Annotated in this window: 16 protein-coding genes; 8 read left to right on the top strand and 8 right to left on the bottom strand. The window is 68.7% G+C overall.

Annotated features, from left to right (window positions below; all coding sequences use genetic code 11):
- Positions 1-2 precede the first annotated feature (2 nt).
- The 3 genes from C447_RS04685 to serA are packed head-to-tail and all read right to left on the bottom strand — an operon-like array spanning position 3 to position 3,461.
- Positions 3-257: a DUF7513 family protein gene (locus C447_RS04685; RefSeq protein ID WP_007691411.1), complete on the bottom strand. Its 255-nt coding sequence runs from the start codon at positions 255-257 to the stop codon at positions 3-5.
- Positions 254-1,828, bottom strand: coding sequence for a Na+/H+ antiporter NhaC family protein (locus tag C447_RS04680; RefSeq protein WP_007691409.1), 1,575 nt, complete (start codon positions 1,826-1,828; stop codon positions 254-256). The genes C447_RS04685 and C447_RS04680 overlap by 4 nt, the downstream gene beginning before the upstream one ends.
- Before the next feature lie 46 nt (positions 1,829-1,874).
- Positions 1,875-3,461, bottom strand: coding sequence for a phosphoglycerate dehydrogenase (serA, locus tag C447_RS04675; protein WP_007691407.1), 1,587 nt, complete (start codon positions 3,459-3,461; stop codon positions 1,875-1,877).
- Positions 3,462-3,591: 130 nt separating this feature from the next.
- Between serA and C447_RS04670 the strand changes: the two genes are divergently transcribed.
- Positions 3,592-5,598, top strand: a complete 2,007-nt coding sequence (locus C447_RS04670; protein ID WP_007691405.1) for a hypothetical protein — start codon at positions 3,592-3,594, stop codon at positions 5,596-5,598.
- Between the two features lie 59 nt (positions 5,599-5,657).
- Positions 5,658-6,293 (top strand): phosphoserine phosphatase SerB, encoded by a 636-nt coding sequence (gene serB / locus C447_RS04665; protein WP_007691404.1) that lies wholly within the window; start codon positions 5,658-5,660, stop codon positions 6,291-6,293.
- A gap of 99 nt (positions 6,294-6,392) precedes the next feature.
- On the opposite strand, the gene metX is transcribed toward serB, so the two are convergent.
- Positions 6,393-7,625 (bottom strand): homoserine O-acetyltransferase MetX, encoded by a 1,233-nt coding sequence (metX, locus tag C447_RS04660; protein WP_007691402.1) that lies wholly within the window; start codon positions 7,623-7,625, stop codon positions 6,393-6,395.
- Positions 7,622-8,905, bottom strand: coding sequence for an O-acetylhomoserine aminocarboxypropyltransferase/cysteine synthase family protein (locus C447_RS04655; RefSeq protein WP_007691400.1), 1,284 nt, complete (start codon positions 8,903-8,905; stop codon positions 7,622-7,624). Before C447_RS04655 ends, metX begins: the two co-directional genes overlap by 4 nt.
- Positions 8,906-9,629: 724 nt before the next feature.
- On the opposite strand from C447_RS04655, the gene C447_RS04650 reads away from it, so the two are divergent.
- A complete protein-coding gene (locus C447_RS04650) occupies positions 9,630-10,091 on the top strand; it encodes a hypothetical protein (RefSeq protein WP_007691399.1) in 462 nt (153 codons plus the stop codon).
- A 6-nt stretch (positions 10,092-10,097) separates the two neighbouring features.
- Here C447_RS04650 and C447_RS04645 read toward each other — a convergent pair whose 3' ends face one another.
- A complete protein-coding gene (locus C447_RS04645; RefSeq protein ID WP_007691397.1) occupies positions 10,098-11,267 on the bottom strand; it encodes a pyridoxal-phosphate-dependent aminotransferase family protein in 1,170 nt (389 codons plus the stop codon).
- Between the two features lie 153 nt (positions 11,268-11,420).
- Between C447_RS04645 and ligA the strand changes: the two genes are divergently transcribed.
- Positions 11,421-13,568, top strand: a complete 2,148-nt coding sequence (gene ligA / locus C447_RS04640) for an NAD-dependent DNA ligase LigA (RefSeq protein ID WP_007691395.1) — start codon at positions 11,421-11,423, stop codon at positions 13,566-13,568.
- 9 nt (positions 13,569-13,577) lie between these two features.
- Here the strand turns inward: ligA and C447_RS04635 are convergent, their stop codons facing one another.
- Together C447_RS04635 and C447_RS04630 are read right to left on the bottom strand one after the other, a co-directional pair.
- Positions 13,578-14,423, bottom strand: coding sequence for an ABC transporter permease subunit (locus C447_RS04635; RefSeq protein ID WP_007691393.1), 846 nt, complete (start codon positions 14,421-14,423; stop codon positions 13,578-13,580).
- Positions 14,420-15,400 carry an ABC transporter ATP-binding protein gene (locus tag C447_RS04630; RefSeq protein ID WP_010612662.1) on the bottom strand — a complete coding sequence of 327 codons (981 nt, stop codon included), beginning with the start codon at positions 15,398-15,400 and terminating at the stop codon, positions 14,420-14,422. Before C447_RS04630 ends, C447_RS04635 begins: the two co-directional genes overlap by 4 nt.
- Before the next feature lie 279 nt (positions 15,401-15,679).
- Here C447_RS04630 and C447_RS04625 point away from each other — a divergent pair, with 279 nt between their 5' ends.
- The 4 genes from C447_RS04625 (at position 15,680) to C447_RS04610 (ending at position 19,776) form a co-directional block, all read left to right on the top strand.
- Positions 15,680-16,075, top strand: coding sequence for a hypothetical protein (locus C447_RS04625; RefSeq protein ID WP_007691387.1), 396 nt, complete (start codon positions 15,680-15,682; stop codon positions 16,073-16,075).
- Between the two features lie 208 nt (positions 16,076-16,283).
- A complete protein-coding gene (locus C447_RS04620; protein ID WP_007691385.1) occupies positions 16,284-17,471 on the top strand; it encodes a helix-turn-helix transcriptional regulator in 1,188 nt (395 codons plus the stop codon).
- Positions 17,472-17,498: 27 nt separating this feature from the next.
- On the top strand, positions 17,499-19,250 hold the full coding sequence (locus C447_RS04615; protein WP_007691383.1) for an excinuclease ABC subunit C: 1,752 nt from the start codon (positions 17,499-17,501) through the stop codon (positions 19,248-19,250).
- Between the two features lie 61 nt (positions 19,251-19,311).
- Complete coding sequence (locus tag C447_RS04610; RefSeq protein ID WP_007691381.1) at positions 19,312-19,776, top strand: hypothetical protein; 465 nt, start codon at positions 19,312-19,314, stop codon at positions 19,774-19,776.
- Positions 19,777-19,852 lie beyond the last annotated feature (76 nt).

The following is a 19,852-nucleotide window of genomic DNA, read 5'->3' as shown; positions in this document are numbered from 1 at the left end:
GTTCAGTCCTCGTCGGCGAGAACCGTCGCCCGACCGGTGTGGTCCGATTCGTCGAACTCCTCGATCCGGAGTTGGACCTGGGTATCCACGAGTTCCGGTGCGGCGTCGGTCAGCGTGAGCACGGTGTCGCCGATCCGTGCCACGCCCGAACCGTTCTCGTAGCCCGTGACGAACGCGGTGATCTCCTCGCCGGGTTCGAAGCTGGGGGTCGTGGTTCGAAACGACCAGCCCGCCGTGAACGCGTCGAAGCGGCTCATACCCGCGCCACCTCCTCTGACTCACGGTCGGAGACGTATTCGAGGCCGAAGCCCGAGAGGGCCGCGATCACGAAGACGAAAAAGAGGAACCAGCCGTGGAAGACGAACGGCCAGACCTGGGCGGGGTTGACGAGCATCGCCTGGGTGAACCAGTCGTACTGGTCGGGCAGGCCGAGCATCGCGGTGTAGCCCGCGAGCACGCCGCCGCCCCACGGGAAGATGTAGCCGAGCGCCGAGGAGTTGGCGTCGAGGATGTTCGCCCGGCGATACCCGTTGATGTTGAACCGCTCGCCGATACGGGCGATGTAGGGCGCGATCGCGATCTCGGCGGCGGTGTTGATGGTGATCATCGAGTTGATGGCCGCGGTGCCGAGCACCATCGTGGTCTCGGCGCGACGGACGCTCGTGGCCACCCGCGTCAGGAGCCAATCCTGCATCGCCGCGAAGCCGCCGCCGCGAACCAGGATCTGCGCGCCGGCGACGATCAGCAGGGTGAGCACGATCAGCGGGAAGAAGCCCGTCGCCCCGGTGAAGAGGCTGCCGCCGACCGCGGAGCTGCCGGGGTCGACGAGTTCGACGACCGGCAGCCCCGAGAGCGACTGGGCAGCGCCCGAGGTCCGGGGAGCCTGAAAGACCAGGATGTCGCTGATCGAGGAGAGCCCGAAGACGAGGTTGAAGACGACCGAGGCGATGATCCCCCACGAGATCGCCTCCACGATGTGTCGGCCGGCCACCGCGGTGGCGATGACGACCCCGATAGCGACGAGATGCACGAGCCCCAGGGGGTCGCTGTTCTGGACGAAGAGGGACTGGGCGTTCTGCCCGACGTCGAACGGGCTCCCCATCGTGCTCCCCGCCACGACGTAGCCGGCGAACGCGAACACGGCCGCGATGATGGCGTACTTGAACCGCGAGGCGACCACGCCACCGATGTCGGCGTCCTGTGTCACCGCGCTCACGATCGTGGTGTCGCTCACGGGCGCGAGGTTGTCGCCGAAGACCGCCCCCGAGAGGATCGCGCCGAACATCAGGATGGGGTTCGCCCCGAGGAGGACGCCCGCCGGGAAGAAGAGCGTGGTGAACGCGATCGCGGTACCGTAGCCGGAGCCGATGCCGGTCGCGAGCAGCGCCGCGAGGATGAAGGTGGCCGCCGGGAACAGCGCCGCGCCGACCGAGAGCGCGTTCGCCGCCCAGACGAGGCCGCCGACGAACTGGCCGGCTTGCAGCGTGTCGGCGAACATCCCGGCCCAGAGCCACGCCACGATCGCGGTCGCCGCCACGGGCTGGGTCATCCCCTCGAAGATGGTGTTCGCATACCCCTTCCAGTCGCCCTTGACGAAGAACATCCCGACGATCAGCGCGACCAGCATCCCGACCACCAGCCCCGAGGTCGCGCTGACCTGGAGAACGCCGCTCTGGACCACTGCCCAGACCACGAAGATCGCGAGCGGGAGCCCGCTCAGCCACCGTCCGCCGTAGAACTCGATCCGCGGGCCCTCGCTCGCGTCGCCGAGGCCCTCGCCGTACTCGTCGTTCGATCCCTCCGATCCGCCGGTTCTATCGCTACTCATTGATAGTTCGTCAAGTGGTGTTCGGAGGGAGCTGAAATAACTATCGCTACTCGGTACCGTTGAGCGCGATGTATCGGGTTCCGATGATCCGCTCGTCGGCTTCGAGTCGCTCGCGGAGGTCCTCGGGCACGGCGTGGTCGAGGTTGTAGACCGTGAGCGCCTCGCCGCCGATGGTGCCGCGGGCGTTGAACATCCCCGCGATGTTGATGTCCGAATCGCCCAATACGGTGCCGATGAATCCGATCACGCCGGGCGCGTCCTTGTTGCGCGCGACCAGCATGTGGCCCGCGGGGATGGCGTCGACGCGGAAGCCGTCGATCCGGACGATCCGCGGGTCCTCGCCAGCGAACAGCGTCCCACAGACCCCGACCTCTTGGTCCCCGTTCTTCACCGTGACCGTCACGAGGCTCTGGAAGTCCTCGGACTGGCGGGTCTTCGACTCGGTGACGTCGATGCCGCGCTCGTCGGCTATCTGTGGGGCGTTGACCGCGTTGACCTGCCATTCGAGGGGTTCGAAGACGCCTTCGAGCGCGCTCGCGGTCACGAGGTCGAGCTCCTCCTCGGCGATCTCGCCGGCGTAGCGTATCTCGATGCCCTCGACCCGGCCGTCGAGGAGCTGGGTGGCGATCTTCCCCGCCGTCGAGGCGATGTCGAGGTAGGGGCGGACCCGCGGGAACGCGCTCGCGTCCATCGAGGGTGCGTTGAGCGCGTTCATCACCGGTTCGTTCCGGAAGGCCGAGAGCACCTGGTCGGCGATGTCGGTGGCGACGTTCTCCTGGGCGGCGTGGGTGCTCGCGCCGAGGTGGGGCGTCACGACCACGTCGTCCACGTCGAGCAGCGGGCTGTCGGGCGAGAGGGGTTCGTCCGCGAAGACGTCGATCGCCGCCCCCCGGAGGGTACCCGCCTCGACGGCAGCGGCCAGCGCGTCCTCGTCGACGACGCCGCCGCGGGCGCAGTTGACGAGGAAGCCGCCGTCCATCCGGTCGAGTTCGTCGCTGCTGATCAGGTCCTCCGTCTCGGGGGTGAGCGGGGTGTGGAGGGTCAGCACGTCGGCCTGCGCGAGACACTCGTCGAGTTCGACGAGTTCGGCACCCAGCCGGCCGGCGCGCTCCTCCGAGATGTAGGGGTCGTAGGCCACCAGGTTCATCCCGAGGCCGTCGAGCTTCTTCGCGACCTCCTGGCCGACCCGGCCGAAGCCGACGATGCCGAGGGTCGCGCCGTTGAGCTCGGTTCCCAAATAATCGCTCTTTGCCCACTCACCTTGCTTGAGCCGGCCGTGGGCCTGGGGGATCGATCGCGCGGCGGCGAACGTCATCGCGACGGTGTGCTCGGCAGCGGCGCGAACGTTGCCCTCGGGTGCGTTGGCGACGATCACGCCGTGTTCGGTGGCGGCGTCGATGTCGATGTTGTCGACCCCGATACCGGCCCGCCCGACGATCGTGAGCTCCGGTGCGGCCTCGAACACCTCGCGACCGACCTCGGTGCCCGACCGGACGACCAGCGCACCGGCGTCGGCGACCGCCGACCGGAGGTCGTCACCCTCGACATCGTAGGCGGTTTCGACGTCATGGCCCGCCTCGCGGAGCCGGTCGAGGCCCGGCTCGGCGATGGGGTCCGTGACGAGTACGTTCATGTCCCGAACCATCGACGCGGCGGGCATAACCCTTTCTTCACGTGCACGATTCGCCGCCTCGGTACTCGGCCGATAGAGCCACAGCGCACCACCCGAGGGCTTATTCGGACGGTGAGCGGACGTACGGGGAATGGATCGACGGGGGTTCCTCGGCACGACCGCGGCGGCCGGCGCGCTCTCGCTCGCGGGCTGTGCGGGCGTGACCGATCTGGGTCGCCGCCCGGGTGCGAACCGGGGCCGTGGAGCCGCCGACCGAACCACGACCGAGGCCGGTTCGAACGGGGGAGCCGACACCGACCCCGCGGACTTCGTCTGGGCCGAGCAGGCACTCTGGCGCGACGAACGGGTGCGCGAGAACCTCTTCGCCTTCGCGGGTCGCCACGACCTCGCGGTGGTCATCGCCAAAGCCGACGCCGGGATCGCCGACATCCCGGCCCTCGAAGCCGCGTTCACCGTCGCCGAAAGCCACGGCGTCGAGGCGTGGATCAACGTCGGCGTGCTCAAATCGCTCGACGCGACGGCGTTCGTCGCGGACGCCGGGGCCCGCCGTCGCCACCTCGACGGGCTCGCGGCGGTCGTCGCGAGCTACGCCGAATCCTTCCCGACGGGTCGGGTCGTGCTCTGGCAGGAGGCCCCCGTCGGCGGTCGGTGGGTCGAGAGCGGGGACTGGAACGACCAGGCGGTGTCGAACCTCGAACGCTTCGGGCCGCGGATCTTCGCCGCCCAGCGCGAGCGGGTGGCCGAGGTCGCCCCCGAGGTCGATATCGGGGTCTTCGTCCACTTCCCGTACCTCGTCGACGGCAAACAACCGAAGACGTTCGCGGGGCTCGCCGACGGGCTCCGGGCGCGCGGCGCGCTCCCCGATTTCACCTTCACCGACTTCTACCGGGGCTGGTACGCGAAGGACGTTGGTCCCGAACCGGCGAGCCGGGCCGTCGAGAGCCTCGTGACCAACGCCCGAACGGCGACCGACGGCCGGCCGGTGACGTTCCTCGGCCAGGCCCACACCATCGACCCGCGCTACACCCCCAGCAAACAGGACGTCTGGATGGACCTCCGGGCGGCGCTCGGTGCGGGAGCCGAAGGGGTCGGCTGGTACGCCCGGACCGCCTACACCCCGACCGAACGCGGGTTCGACCCGTTGCTCCCCAACCACGGACCGGCGGCGCGCGACGGTCCCCACGCCAGCACCCTCACCTTCGCCCGCGACCGCTACCAGTACGCCTACGCCGCGCTCCGCTCGAAACGACGGCACGAGGGAACCGGCTCGGGGGACGACCCCGTCGACCTCTGGCTCGTCGGCCGGGGCTTCTCCTTCTACGACCACCGGCTCTCGGTCCGAACTCGTGACGACGGATGGACGTTTCTCGGGGATTTCGACGGCTACCTCGACGGCAACTACCCCTACGGGCGCGACGGCCGATCCGTCTCGATCTTCCGGGGCCTCCCGCGCGAGCGCTTCGCCCCGGACGGCCGGCTCGAATGCCGGGTAAAAACCCGGCCTCGAAGCGACGGTGCGCATCTCTCGGCGGCCCTCGCGATGCCGACGAACGTCGCGTGCTTTCTCACCGAGGGAGCGGCCGCCGCGGCCGACGACCGCGACCTCGAACCGTTCAGTGCCGGCCACGCGACCGTCGACGAACCGCTGACGGCCGGTGGCTCGACGTCGGTCGCGCTCGACCTCACGGCCCCCGACCAGCCGATGGAGATGCTGGCCTTCCCGAACCACCGCACCCAGCGAAGGCGACTCCGCAGGCTCGAATCACATGCCGAGTTCGTCCCGGCGAAGGCCTTCGACCTCTGGATACGCACGGAGGGAGCGAACGACGCCATCGATCCGAACGCACTCTCGCTCGTCGGGAACTCGGGGGCTCGGAAGCTCGGCGAGGCCAGCACGACCGTCTCGACGGCCCCCGAGGGGTCGGTGTTCTACGGTCTCTCACGCGAAGGCCTCGGTCACGAAGACGGCTCGCCGTCGCTCGAACTCGCCGGCGACGCGCGCGACCGCGTGGCGAGCGCGTACGCGATGCCGTACGCCGGTCTCGTGGCCTTCAGACCTGCAGGGACGGCGATGAGGGTGCTCGACGCCGACCCCGCGGCCGCCCGAACGTACGCCATCGCGTTCGTCGGGGAGTAGCTCCCGAACCGCCGCGCCCGACTCCAGTAGGTTGAACCCGCTCGACCCGAAGGGTGGGTATGAACCTCGTCGCGTTCGATTTCGACGGGACGCTCTCGAACTCGGAGATGACGGTCCTGCTCGGCGAACAGTGTGGCGTCGCCGACGAGATGGCGGCCATCACCGAACGCGCGATGAACGACGAGATCGAGTACGCCGAGAGCCTCCGTGAGCGTGTCGCGCTGCTCGAAGGCCTCCCGGTCGAGGCCGTCGAGGCCGCCTTCGACGAGGTCCGACTCAACCCCGGCGCAGCCGACCTCATCAACGTGCTCAACGACGCCGGCGTCGTCACGGCGGTCCTCACGGGTGGCTTCGGTCGCGGCGTCGAACACGTCCTCGCCCGGAACGAGACCCCGGTCGACACCATCGTGGCGAACCAACTCGAGTTCGACGGCCATCGGCTCACCGGCGAGGTCAGCGGCCCGCTGGTCGAGGGGACGAAGGACGACGCGCTCCGGACGGTGGCCGGAAACGCGGGAGTCGAGGTCGAGGACACGGTCGCCGTCGGCGACGGCGCGAACGACCTCCCGATGCTCCGCGCCGCGGGCCTCGCGGTTGGCTACGAACCGAAACCCGCCGTCGAACCCCACTGTGACGTCGTGGTCGAGTCGATGGCCGACCTCCGCGAGGTGCTCGAAGCGCGGGACGTTCTCTGAACGGAACTCGGCTCGATAGCTCGCCGCTCCGTCGGTGGTTCGATATCCGACAAGGAACCCTCCGTAGTGTCGGGGCGAAGCCCTTCGTCCGGTCGGGTTTCAGTCGCCGAACAGGCTGGCGTGGACCGGCGCGAACGCGGGCCCCGTCTCGGCCTCGGTGTCGGTGACGGCGCGGCCGGCGACCCCCGAATCGAGGAAGTCCCGGAGCGGCGGGCCGACGTTCTCGGGTTCGACGAGGAAGGCGTCGTGGCCGTGGTCGGAGTCGACGACGTGGTGGGCGACGTCGACGCCCGCCGTCCGGAAGGCCTCGGCGAGCGACTCGGACTGCTCGGTGGTGAAGTGCCAATCGCCCGTGAAGCTCATCACGAGCACCTCGCCCTCGAAGTTCGCGAGCGCGTCGGTCTCGGAGGCACAGCCCGCCGCGAGGTCGTAGTTGTCCATCGCGCGGGTGAGGTAGAGGTAGCTGTTGGCGTCGAAGCGCTCGACGAACTTCCTGGCCTGGTAGTCGAGATACGACTCGACGTCCCGGTAGGGGAAGAAGCCGGCGGCGGGGTCGACGGGGAAGTCGTCGCGAGCCGCGCCCCGGCCCGCGGCGCGCCGACCGAACTTCCGCTCCATCGAGTCCTTCGAGAGGTACATCACGTGACCGATCTGGCGGGCGAGCGCGAGGCCGTCGTCGGGCTCTTTCCCACCGTAGTAGTCGCCGCCGTTCCAGTCGTCGTCGGTCGTGATCGCCCGGCGTGCGACGCCGTCGAGCGCCACGCACTGGGGGTCGAGCCGCGCGGCCGCCGCGACGGGCACCACCCGGTCGACCATCTCGGGATAGCGTTTGGCCCAGTCGAGCGCGTTCATCCCGCCGACCGACCCGCCGACCACCGCCTTCAGGCGGTCGACCCCCAGGTGGTCGAGCAGCCGGCGCTGGGCACGCGTCCAGTCCGCGACGGTAACCGCGGGGAAGTCGGTTCCATACGGTTCGCCCGTCTCGGGGTCCGTCGAGGCCGGCCCCGAGGAACCATAACAGGAGCCGGGGACGTTCACACAGACCACGAACCGCTCGGTGGTGTCGATGGCCTTGCCAGCGCCGACGACGTCGTCCCACCACGCACGGGCCTGGTCCATGCCGCCGCGCAGCGCTTCCGACGGTCCGTTCGATCCGTCCGTCGCGCTCCGCCCCGCTCGCGCGACGTGCTGGCTGCCGGTGAGGGCGTGACAGACCAGGACGGCGTTGTCGCCGGTGAACTCGCCGTAGGACTCGTAGGCGAGTTCGAGCTCCGGGATGGACTCGCCGCACTCGAAGCGGAAGGCCCCGAGCGAAACCGTCTCGCGCGTCATTCTATCGCCCCTTCGAGGTCGGCGATGATATCTTCGGCGTTTTCGATCCCGACCGAGAGCCGCACGAGGTCGGGGGTCACGCCGGAAGCGCGCTGGTCCGCCGCCGAGAGCTGGGCGTGGGTCGTGCTCGCGGGGTGGATCACGAGGGTCTTCGCGTCGCCGACGTTCGCGAGGAAGCTCGCGAGGTCGACGTCCTCACAGAGGCTCTTGCCGGCCTCGTAGCCCCCGGCGAGGCCGAAGGCGACCATGCCGCCGAACCCGCCGTCGAGGTACTCCCGGGCGCTGTCGTGGGTCTCGTGGCTTTCGAGACCGGGATAGGCGACCCACTCGACCGCGTCGTGCGAGTCGAGGAACGCAGCGACCCGGTGGGCGTTCCCGGAGTGGCGCTCCATTCGGAGGTCGAGGGTTTCGAGCCCCTGCAGGGTGAGCCACGCGTCGAAGGGCGACTGGCCGTCGCCGAGGCTCCGGACCGCGCGCTGGCGGGCGGCGGCGGTGAACGCGCGCTCGCCGAAGCTCTCGGCGAAGTTGCGACCGTGGAAGGCGGGGTTCTCGCCGCCGATCTCGGGGTACTTCTCGGGATACTCGGCCCACGGGAACGAGCCGCCGTCGACCAGCGCACCGCCGATCGTCGTCCCGGAGCCGTGGAGCCACTTCGTGGTGGACTCCCAGACGAGGTCCGCGCCGCGTTCGAGCGGTCGGCAGAGCGCGGGCGTCGCGAACGTGTTGTCGACCAGGAGGGGGACCCCGTTGTCGTGGGCCACCTCGGCGATGGCGTCGAGGTCGGGCGTCACCAGCGAGGGGTTGCCGATCGTTTCGCAGTGGACGTAGGCGGTGTCCTCGTCGATGGCCTCGTCGTAGGCGGCGGGGTCGAGGGTGTCGACGAATCGGGCCTCGATACCTCGCCTGCGGGCGGTGTGTGAGAGGTACGCGTGAGTGCCCCCATAAATCGACGCGGCGCTCACGACGTTGTCGCCCACCCCGCAGAGCACGAGGGTCGCGGCGTCGAGCGCCGCCATCCCCGAGGCGGTACAGAGCGCTCCCACCCCGCCTTCGAGGTCGGCGAGGCGGCGTTCGAGGGTCCGGATCGTTGGGTTCGAGATACGCGAGTAGATGTCGCCCTCGGCCTCGAGCGCGTAGAGGTCGGCGGCGTGGTCGGCGTCCGAGAAGGTATACGAGGTGGTCTGATACAGCGGCGGCGCGCGGGAACCCGTGGCCGCGTCCGTGTCCTGCCCCGCGTGGACACAGCGCGTCCCGAAGCCCCGGCCTTCGGCGTCACTCATGTGTACGGTGCATATGTCGCCAGCCATCTATAACCACGAGTTACGGCAAGTCTCGCCGCCCACTTTTTCGAGGAGCTTGAGCGAGCCGGAGGCGAGCGAACGGTGACGAGGAAAACCTGTCTTCGTGAGTAGCGAGGGAGCGGAGCTCCCTCGGACCGTTCGCGCGGCTTCACCGCGCGAAGACGAAGGCGAACGAACGGCTCGGAAGACGCTGCGCGTCTTCCGGTGGACTAAAAACTGCCGCTCACTCGCGTGGTTCGAGAGAGCGAACTCTCTCGTCATCACGAAACGGCTTTGCCGTTTCGAACGACTTCGCGCTCGTTCGCGGTACAATCCCCACGCTTCCGCTACCGCCCCGCCGCGCAACCGCTACACACTACCGCCTCTCCAGCTGACCGTGCTCGTCATCTGCCCTCTCGCGGGAACTTCGTCTTCTCCGGGTGCGATCGCTGATTTCTCTGGAAACCACCCCGCGACAGCCACATACTTCCCCAGCCGACTGCGCTTCTCGCTCGTTCGCTTTCAGCTCACTCACTGCGATGCTCATCCCTCGCACAATGTTCACGACCGGCCCTCACTTCCGTTCGGACCGCTCGCGAGCGCGCGCCACCGCGGTCGAAATCGCCTCCGGATGGCCCGTGGTGGCCTCAGAACCCCAGACGCTCCCGTCGCCGTTTGCGTGTGCCAGCACGTCGCCTATCCGCGGGGAGTCCCAAAGAGTGGTATGAGCGACGACACAGCCGAGAAAGCGATCGAGCGGGGACTCGACGCCTACTTCGCGGGCGACACCGTGGCCGACCTGCTCGAAAGCATCGACATCGACGCGCTGGTGGAGGGCGCGCCGCTCGACGAGAGCGTCGAGTACGAACGGCTCGGGAAGGCCCTCGGCGCGATACTCGGTCGGGCGGCCGCCCGCGGCGTCAGCAACACCAGCCTCTTCGGCCGGATCGTCCGCGAGTCCGTCGGCAGCGAGGTCGGCGGCCGGGTCGGCGAGGTCGCGGTCTCGGCGTTCGTCGAGTACACCAACCCACAGGAACTCGTCGAGGACCTCCAGGGTGCGGTCGACCCCGAACGGCTCGACGAGTTCGCGGCGAACCCCGACGACGTCGACCCCACCGACGACGTCGGCCCAACCGACGAGTCCGACTGGACGACGATCGATGTCGAACACGCCGACGAAGAATAGCGACGACTACAGTTCGTCCCGCGCGGCGTCGAGTCCCGCCTCGATGTCGGCGTCGAAACCCACGTCCGAGAGCGCCTCACCCACGGTTCGGACCCCGCGGAGCACCTGGTCGTCGGCGTGGTGACCCATGTTGCTCACTCGGAATATCTCGCCGCCCAGGTGGCCCTGCCCGCCGCTGATCGAGACGTCGCGCTCCGAGACGGCCCCGAAGAACTCCTCGGGCGCTTCCCGGACGGACTCGGGGAGCGAGATCGACGTGACGGTGTTCGAGTAGTCGCTCGCCCCGTCGAGGTCGGGGAACTTCTCGAGTCCCATCGCCGTGAAGCCCTCGCGGAAGGCCGCCGCCTGGGCGCGGTGGCGGGCGATCCGGGCCTCCATCCCCTCCGATTCGATCTCCTCGACCGCCACCGCGAGCGCCCGGAAGAGCGGGACGGCGCTCGTGAACGGTGTCTGGTCGTCCTCGGCCTTCGAGAGGTGGCGCGGCAGGTCGGCGTAGAACGGCCCGCGCTCGCCGTCGAGGTGGTCCTCGATCCCCTCCGAGACGTAGACCGCGCTGAGGCCGGGCGGGGCCGCGAGCGCTTTCTGCGCGTCGGTGACCGCGATATCGACGTTCCACTCGTCGGGTCGGAAGACGTCGCCGCCGACCGAGGTCACGCCGTCGACCACGAACCGGGCGTCGTTTTCGGTGGCGACCTCCCCGACCGCTTCGACGGGGTTCAGGATTCCAGTACTCGTCTCGTTGTGGACCATCGTCACCAGCGCGGTGTCGTCGGTGACGGCCTCCTCGACCGCGTCGAGGTCGAAACAGCCCCCCCACTCGGCCTCGATCCGGGTGGTGTCGGCGTAGCGCTCGGCGATCCGGGCGAAGCGCCGCCCGAACTTGCCGTTGACGAGCGCCACGACCTCGTCCTCGGGGTCGACGAGGTTCGAGACCGCCGCCTCCATCCCGAGGCTCGCGGTGCCGTTGAGGATCAAACCAGTCCCCGTCACGTCGCTCGCGCTGCCGTCGGGTGTCGAGTGTTCGAAGACGTACTCGACACCCGACTGGGCGCGGACGTAGACGTCCTCGAAGTCGGCCGAGCGGTGTGAGACCATCGGCGCGTCCATCGACTCCCGGACTGCCTCGGTGACGGGTACCGGGCCGGGATTCAAGAGCAGAAACTCGTCGTCGCTCATGCCCGGGCATCGGTTCGGGGCTCACATAAGCCCCGTCGTTGTCGTCTCATCTTGCCGGGCTCCCGCCACCCGAACGTTCGATACCGCGATGGACCGCCATCGCGACCGACCCGAGACGAACCGCCTAAGCGGACCCCAGGAGTAGCCGCGGTAATGACCGCCGACGCCGCAGACGGGACCGAGAACCCCTACCTCCGCGACCCGTCCACGGAGTTCGAGGACGTCGACAGCCTCGACGAGGAGCGCGCCCGCGAGCAGGTCGAACGGCTCCGCGAGGCGATCCGCCATCACGACTACCAGTATTACGCCGAGAACGACCCGGCGATACCGGACCGGACCTACGACACGCTGTTCTCCCGGCTGCAGGATCTGGAGGACGCTTTCGACCTCACCGACCCCGACAGCCCCACCCAACGCGTCGGGGGCGAGCCGCTCGACGAACTCGAAACCGTCGAGCACGTCGCGCCGATGCGCTCGATCGATTCGAGCGGCGAGGCCGTGGACGTCCGGGCGTTCGACGAGCGGGTACGGCGCGGCCTCGGCGGCGAAGGTGGAGCCGAGAGCGACACCGAGGGCCAGCAGTCGCTGACGGATTTCGAGGGCGACGGCGGGATCGAGGTCGAGTACGTCTGCGAGCCGAAGTTCGACGGGCTGTCGGTCGAGGTGGTCTACGAGAACGGACGGTACGAACGCGCCGCGACCCGCGGCGACGGCTACGAGGGCGACGACGTCACCCAGAACGTGCGCACCATCCGGGCGGTCCCACAGCGGCTACGGGGCGAGTATCCCGACTACCTCGTGGTGCGCGGCGAGGTCTACATGCCGCGCGACGCCTTCGCCGACTACAACCGCGAGCGCGTCGAGCGCGACGAGGAGCCGTTCGCGAACCCCCGGAACGCGGCCGCGGGCACCCTCCGACAGCTCGATCCATCCATTACGGCCGAACGGCCGCTCGCCTGCTTCGTCTTCGGGGTCCTCGATTCCTCTCACGAGTTCGAGACCCACGAGACCCAGTACGAGCGCCTCCGGGAGTGGGGGCTGCCGCTCAACGACCGGATCGAGGTCGTCTCGGACATCGAGGACGCCATCGCGTACCGCGACCGGCTCGGCGAGGACCGCGAGGACCTGAACTACGAGATCGACGGCACCGTCTTCAAGGTCGACGACCTCGCGGCCTGCGAACGGCTGGGGTCGACCTCACGGGCACCCCGCTGGGCCTACGGCTACAAGTTCCCCGCCCGGACCGAGGTGACGACGGTCACGGACATCACGGTCCAGGTCGGGCGGACGGGCCGCGTGACGCCGGTCGCGCTGCTCGACCCCGTCGAGGTCGGCGGCGTCGAGGTCTCGCGCGCCACGCTCCACAACCCCGGCGAACTCGAAGCGCTCGGCGCGAACGTGGGGGACCGGGTGCGACTCAAACGCGCGGGCGACGTCATCCCCTACGTGGTCGAGGTGGTCGAGGACGGCGGCGAGGGCACCTTCGCGTTCCCGGACCGATGCCCCCAGTGTGAGAGCGCGATCGAACGCGACGGCCCGCTCGCGTTCTGTACGGGCGGGATATCCTGTCCCGCCCAGCTTCAGCGCGCGATCGAACACTACGCCAGCCGCGGCGGGCTCGACATCGAGGGCCTCGGCGAGGAGCGGATCGAACAGCTCCTCGACGTCGGGCTCGTCGAGTCGATACCCGACCTCTACGACCTCAGAACCGCCGATCTGGCTGCGCTCGACGGCTGGGGCGAGAAGAGCGCCGAGAACCTCCGTGCCGAGCTCGACGCCTCGAAGACGCCCCCGCTCTCGGTGTTCATCACCGCACTCGGCGTGCCGGCGGTGGGTTCGACGACCGCGACGGCGCTCGCCCGGACGTTCGGCGACCTCGACAGCGTGATGGACGCGAGCGAGGACGACCTGCAGGAGGTCCCCGATATCGGGCCACGGGTCGCGAACGAGATCCACGAGTTCTTCGGGAGCGAACGCAACCGGGAGACGATCGCGGGGCTTCGCGAGCGCGGTGTCGAGCCCGAAACGGAGGAGACCGAATCCGGCGGCGACGAACTCGGCGGGTTGACCTTCGTGTTCACCGGGGCGCTCTCGGATTCGACGCGCGAGGAGGCCGAAGGGCTCGTCGAGCGCCACGGTGCGAACAGCACGGGAAGCGTCTCCGGCAACACCGATTATCTCGTGGTCGGCGACGAGCCGGGACAGACCAAACGCGACGACGCGGCGGCGGAGGACGTCCCGGAACTCACCGAGTCCGAGTTCGTCGACCTCCTCGACGAGTACGGTATCGAACCGGTCTGAGTCCGTGGCTTAGAGGTCCGTGCCGTTGAACCGGAGGTAGCCGAGGGCCACCGGAACGACGATCCACGCCGCGAGGATCACGAACCCGACCCAGTTCTGGAGGTAGATCGGCGGGCTGTCGAGGGCGGCAGCGATGCCGTTGAGTGAGGGTATCACCGCCGCCGCGGCGGAGTTGAACGCGGTCTGGGGGTTGAGCAACGAGAAGAACAGCTGCCAGTTCGGGGTCTGGGCGAGGCTCGGGAGCGAGAAGCCGTTGATCACGTAGCGCACGATAACCGGGACGAATCCCCAGACGAACTGAAACAGGAGGTAGAGACCGCCCGCTCCGAGAAGGGCCCACGTCGTCGAACGCACGCCCGCCGAGAACCCGGTCGCGATCGCGATGAAGACGACCCCGAGGACCACCGCGAGGACGGTGTAGGTCAGGAACGTCCCGACCGCGAACGACGAGTAAACCGCCACACCTACGACTGCGGCCACCACGAACCCGATGAGCGTCGAGACGGCCACCACCGCGGAGCGCCCGACGAGTTTACCGATTACCACGTCCCGGCGGGTGTGTGGCAGCCCCAACAGGAGTTTGAGGCTCCCGGAGTCGCGCTCGCCCACGATCGATTTGTAGCCCACCACGAGCCCGATCAGCGGGATCAAGAGCGTGGTGGACCCGCCCATGGCGGTCAACAGCACGTTCGTCGTCGCGGTGTCGACGGTCGGTCCGACCAGCAGGCCGAGGAGCGAGGGGAGCGCGAGGGTGAACCCGCCCGCGAACAGCACGAACAACACCGTGAGCCCGATCAGCCACCGCGACCGGATCGCGTCCTGGAACTCCTTCTTCGCGACGGTGAGCGAACTCACTGTCGGACCTCCGTCCCGTCGGGGGCGGTGGATCGTCGCGAGTTCGGCCCCCCGTCCTCGGTGTAGGCGACGAAGAGGTCTTCGAGCGAGGCGTCCTCGGTGGTGAAGTCCTCGACCGTCGCACCGCTATCCTCGATCGTCCCGAGGACCTGCGTCTTCGCCGTGTCCTCACACGAGACCGTGATCGTGGTCCCCTCGGCACGGGCATCGGAGACCGCCGACAGCGACTGCACCTCGTCGAGCACGCCGTCGGGGACCCGGTCGACCTCGACGACGAGCGTCGCGTCGGTGTCGGTGGCCTCGCGGAGCCCCTCGATCGAGTCCTCGGCGACGAGTTCGCCGTTCCGGAGGATCCCCACCCGGTCGCAGACCGAATCGACCTGGCCGAGGATGTGGCTCGAGAAGAACACCGTCGCACCGCGGTCGCGCTCGGCCTCGATGATCTCGCGCATCTCGCGTGCGCCCGTCGGGTCGAGCCCCGTCGAGGGCTCGTCGAGGATCAGGAGGTCGGGCTCGCCAACCAGCGCCATTCCGAGCACGAGGCGCTGGGTCATCCCCTTCGAGTAGCCGCCCGCCTTGCGGTCGATGGCGTCCGGGATGCCGACGCGTTCGGCGACCGCTTCGGGGCGTTCGTCGCCGTTCTTCGAGTCGATCGCGAACTCGAGGTGCTGGCGACCCGTGAGGCGGTTGTAGGTCTGGAACCCGTCGGGCAGCACGCCGATGCGCTCCTTGACCGCGAGGGTTTCTTCCTGGGCGTCGTGACCCAGTACGCGCGCGGTGCCCGCCGTCGGGCGCGTGAAATCCAGTAAAACGTCGATCGTGGTCGACTTCCCCGCGCCGTTCGGCCCGAGGAAGCCGTAGATCTCGCCCTCACGAACCCGGAGGTCGAGGTCCGAGAGCGCCTCGACCGACCCGCCACCGCGGCCCAGCCCGCCGCCGTAGCGCTTCGTCACTCCATCGAGTTCGATGGCCGTCATGTGCGTTCGATTTCCGTCGGTCGCTATGAACTTTTTCATCGTCCCGTCGGAACCGATAGCCGACGCCGCCGACCGGCACGACACCGGGCCCTCGGGGCGACCACGAACGAGGGGGCATCACAGGGACGACCTTCGTCGGTCATACGTCAGACGGTTTCGGGACTGTTTCACGGAAACCGACGTAAAACGCGGCTTCGGGCGTCGTAACAGTCCGCAACAGTGCGGAACGGATGGGACTATTTATATGATACCCGGTTATGAGTGAAGAACGCAGAAAGCATGATACACAAAATGATCGACGCGCTGAAATCGAACCCAAAGCGCGTGTTGGCTGTTGGTCTCGTTGCGACAATGCTCGTCTTCGCCGGCTGTTCTGGCGGCGGTGGCGGCGGCGGTGAGAACGGTACTGAGGCAGCGGGCACGAGCGGTGGCGAGGAGACCGAGATGGCCACCGGTATGGAAGAGACCGAGATGGGCACTGGCATGGAAGAGACCGAGATGGGCACTGGCATGGAGGAGACTGAAATGGGTACCGGCATGGAGGAGACCGAGATGATGGAAGACACCTCCATGGAGACCGGTATGGAAGAGACCGAAATGGGCACCGAGATGGGTACCAGCATGGAAGACACTTCCATGATGATGAACGGTACCAACACGACGATGGCGGCCTAACGTAGGTCCCCAACCCTCTCGAACAACCAATCGCGCGGCAATCGGTCGCGTATCGCGACCGTTTCTTTCGTTCTCGACCCCTGAGCCGGAGGCTTCGCGCTCACGGTGCGCGACGCGACCGGCGCTTACGCCCCGGTCGACGCTGGTGTGGAGCCGCGTATCCGCCACCGACAGCGTAATACCGGATGGGTGTCGAACGTAAGCGAGGATGAGCGAGCGCGCGCGCGTCGTGGCGGGGCTGCTCTGTGCGGTGGTGCTCGTGAGCGCCGTCATTGCCGTCGTCCCCGTCGGTGCGCAGCCGGCGCGCACCGGGGTCGAGGACGTGACGATAACCGGCGGCGGCGTCATCGACACCCCCGAGACCCCCAACGGGTCGACGTATCTCTGGGTCGACGAATCCATCAACGCGAGCGTGACGGTCGCGGACCGTTCGGCCGGCACCGGGAACGGCAACTACGGGGTCTGCCTCCAGTCACAACGACCGGGTAGGCCGAACCGGGCGCTCGTCGACGAGTGCGAGTCGCTGGCGCTTTCGAGCGGCACGAACGACACCGTCGACTTCGCCAACGTCACCTGGCCGGCCAACGTCACGGGCCGGCAGACCCTCGTCGTCGAGGTCAGGAACCGGTCGATCCGGAGCAACACGACGGTGCTCGACCGCGAGCGGATCCCGGTGACCGTTCTCCGACGCGGCGGTGACTTCGACCGCGACGGGCTCACGAACACCCGGGAGGTCGAGGCTGGCTACAACGTCTCGAACCGCGACATGGACGCCGACACCCTCCTCGACGGCGAGGAGGTGAACAAGTACGGCTCGGACCCACAGAACCCCGACAGCGACGGCGACGGGATCCGCGACGGAGTCGAGATCCAGCGCGGGACCGACCCGACCCGTGCCGACAGCGACGGTGACGGGCTGAGCGACAGCACCGAACGGACCCTCGGGACGAACCCGACGAGCGACCTCACGCCGCTCTGGCTCGCCGTCGCCGCGCTCGTCGTCATCGGGCTGGTCGTCGGGGGGGTCGTACTGCTCCGGCGCGGCTGGCGGGAGGTGTTCGCGCGGTGGCGGGCCACGGACGAGGACACCGACCCCAACCCGCCGCCCGAGACGACCGAGGAGCCGTCGCCGGAGCCCGAGGCATCCCCCGAGCCGCCGGAGCCGCTGACCGACGCCGACCGCGTGCTGGCGTTGCTCCGGAGCCACGGCGGGCGGATGAAACAGACCCGGATCGTCGAGGAGACCGAGTGGTCGAAGGCGAAGGTCAGCCGACTCCTCTCGACGATGAACGACGACGGGAGCATCCAGAAGCTCTCGATCGGACGCGAGAACATCATCAGCCTCGACGGCCACGGCCCCGAAGCCGCCCGGCGCGAGGAGAACGCGTCAGACTGAAGCGCCCCGCACGCCTGTTTTCGACCGATGGATATCGAGAGCGTCCGCGAGCGCGCCGGCGACCTCCCGCGCGAACCGGGCGTCTACCAGTTCCGCGAGAACGGAACCACCCTCTACGTCGGGAAGGCCGTCGACCTCGCGAGCCGGGTCCGGTCGTACGCCGACCCGCGGAGCCACCGGATCGCGAAAATGGTCGGACGTGCCGACGAGGTCGAGGTCGCGGTCACCGACACCGAGACCCAGGCGCTCTTACTGGAAGCCAACCTCATCAAGCGCCACGGGCCGCGCTACAACGTCCGGCTGAAGGACGACAAATCCTATCCCCTCGTCCAGCTCACCGACCACGAGTTCCCCCGGATCGAGATCACCCGGGACCCCGACCCCGGCGCGACCGCCTTCGGCCCCTACACCGAGCGCGGCCGGGTCGAGGTGGTGGTGAAGGCGCTGCGGGAGACCTACGGGCTGCGGGGCTGTTCGGAGTACAAGTTCGCGGGTCGTGACCGCCCGTGTCTCGACCACGACATCGGGCTGTGTACCGCGCCGTGTACCGGCGAGATCGGCGAGGAAGCGTATCTCGCGGACGTCGAGACCGTGACCCAGTTCTTCGAGGGGAGCACGGGCGTGCTCGCCGACCCGCTCCGGCGCGGGATGGAGGAAGCCACGGAGACGAGGAACTTCGAGCGCGCCGCGAACCTCCGGGACAAACTCGAAGTGGTCGAGTCGTTCCACGAGGGGGCCGGCGAGGCGGTGGCCTCCCAGTCGCCGGAGCAGGAGGTCGACGTCCTGGGTGTCGTCGTGGAGGGCGAGCGCGCCACCGTCGCGCGGCTCCACAGCGAACGCGGCCAGCTCGTCGAGCGCGACCAGCACACCCTCTCCGTGCCCGACGACGACGAGGAGGGCGTCGGAAGCGTGCTCGCGGCGTTCGTCGTCCAGTACTACGCCGAGCGGGCGCTCCCGGACGCGTTGCTCCTCCCCGAACCGTTCGTCGACGACGAACTCGACGCGTGGCTCGACACCGAGGGGGTCTCGGTGAGAGTCCCGGGCGCGGGACGGGAGGCCACCCTCGTCGAGCTGGCGCTGAAGAACGCCCGACGGGGACGTGGCCAGCCCGACGGCACCGCGGCGCTCGCCGACGCGCTCGGTATCGAGCGCGCGAACCGGATCGAGGGCTTCGACGTGAGCCACGCCCACGGTCGGGCGGTGGTGGGCAGCGACGTCACCTTCGTGAACGGGAGCCCCGAGAAGTCCGACTACCGCCGGAAGAAGCTCGACGACGAGAACGACGACTACGCCAACATGCGGAGCCTCGTCGCGTGGCGGGCGCGCCGAGCGGTCGAACGTGCCAGCGGGCACGCGGAGGACGACCGCCCGAACCCCGACCTACTCCTGATCGACGGCGGCGAGGGGCAGTTGAACGCCGCTCGCGACGCGCTCGACGAGGTGGGCTGGAACGTCCCCGTCATCGCGCTCGCGAAGGCCGAAGAGCGGGTCATCACGCCGGACCGGAGCTTCTCGTGGCCGTCCGACGCGCCCGAGCGCCGCCTGCTCCAGCGGGTCCGTGACGAGTCCCACCGGTTCGCGGTCCAGTACCACCAGAGCCTCCGCGACGAGGTGAAGACGGTGCTCGACGACGTTCCCGGGGTCGGGCCACAGACCCGGCGACGCCTCCTCCGGCGGTTCGGGAGCGTCGACGGCGTGCGCGGGGCCTCGCCGGACGAACTCCAGACCGTATCAGGCGTCGGCGCGAAGACCGCCGAGACGATCCGCGGACGGCTGTAGCACGTCCGGATGTTCTCCCGACAGCCGAGGGTATAACCCGCTGGGCGGCGAGGTCGAACCGATGAGCGACGAATCCGATGGCGGGTCCGACGGGGAATCCGAGGGCGTGATGACCGACGGCGAGGAGCCGTTCGACGGCGACCACACCCGTATCGCGGTGGACTTCGATAAGACCCTGACCGCAGGTGAGGAGGGCTACATCACCGAGGAGGCCGAGGACCCCAACGAGGAGATGGTCGAGTGGGTCAACTACCAGTACCGGAAGGGCAACACCATCATCATCTGGACCGCCCGACCGTGGGAGGCCGCCCAGGAGACCGTCGCGCGACTCACCGAGTGGGGCATCGACTGGCACGGCATCCGGATGGAGAAGGGTCACGCCGACGTCTACGTCGACGACAAGGGCACCACGCCGAGCGACGAGCTCCTCGATTCGGGCTTCGACGGCGACGGCGAGGTCGGCCCCGGTGAGGGGAAGGTCGACAAGGACAAGAGCGGGAACCCCGACGGAGCGGGGAATACGTGACCCGTACGTGAAGAGAAGCGGTAGAAGATCGATGTGAACCGACGGGAAGATCGGGTCATGCCAGCTGGTGGCGCGC

Origin of the sequence: Halococcus hamelinensis 100A6 (assembly GCF_000336675.1) — an archaeon.
Classification (GTDB): domain Archaea; phylum Halobacteriota; class Halobacteria; order Halobacteriales; family Halococcaceae; genus Halococcus; species Halococcus hamelinensis.
This window is presented reverse-complemented; position numbering and strand designations above follow the sequence as displayed.

Coding starts and splice junctions, on each gene's coding strand:
- C447_RS04670 (WP_007691405.1), top strand. CDS start 3,592: ATGGATCGACGGGGGTTCCTCGGCACGACCGCGGCGGCCGGCGCGCTC.
- C447_RS04610 (WP_007691381.1), top strand. CDS start 19,312: ATGAGCGACGAATCCGATGGCGGGTCCGACGGGGAATCCGAGGGCGTG.
- C447_RS04680 (WP_007691409.1), bottom strand. CDS start 1,828: ATGAGTAGCGATAGAACCGGCGGATCGGAGGGATCGAACGACGAGTAC.
- C447_RS04645 (WP_007691397.1), bottom strand. CDS start 11,267: ATGAGCGACGACGAGTTTCTGCTCTTGAATCCCGGCCCGGTACCCGTC.
- C447_RS04650 (WP_007691399.1), top strand. CDS start 9,630: ATGAGCGACGACACAGCCGAGAAAGCGATCGAGCGGGGACTCGACGCC.
- ligA (WP_007691395.1), top strand. CDS start 11,421: ATGACCGCCGACGCCGCAGACGGGACCGAGAACCCCTACCTCCGCGAC.
- C447_RS04685 (WP_007691411.1), bottom strand. CDS start 257: ATGAGCCGCTTCGACGCGTTCACGGCGGGCTGGTCGTTTCGAACCACG.
- C447_RS04625 (WP_007691387.1), top strand. CDS start 15,680: ATGATACACAAAATGATCGACGCGCTGAAATCGAACCCAAAGCGCGTG.
- C447_RS04615 (WP_007691383.1), top strand. CDS start 17,499: ATGGATATCGAGAGCGTCCGCGAGCGCGCCGGCGACCTCCCGCGCGAA.
- serB (WP_007691404.1), top strand. CDS start 5,658: ATGAACCTCGTCGCGTTCGATTTCGACGGGACGCTCTCGAACTCGGAG.
- metX (WP_007691402.1), bottom strand. CDS start 7,625: ATGACGCGCGAGACGGTTTCGCTCGGGGCCTTCCGCTTCGAGTGCGGC.
- C447_RS04655 (WP_007691400.1), bottom strand. CDS start 8,905: ATGAGTGACGCCGAAGGCCGGGGCTTCGGGACGCGCTGTGTCCACGCG.
- serA (WP_007691407.1), bottom strand. CDS start 3,461: ATGAACGTACTCGTCACGGACCCCATCGCCGAGCCGGGCCTCGACCGG.
- C447_RS04620 (WP_007691385.1), top strand. CDS start 16,284: ATGAGCGAGCGCGCGCGCGTCGTGGCGGGGCTGCTCTGTGCGGTGGTG.
- C447_RS04630 (WP_010612662.1), bottom strand. CDS start 15,400: ATGACGGCCATCGAACTCGATGGAGTGACGAAGCGCTACGGCGGCGGG.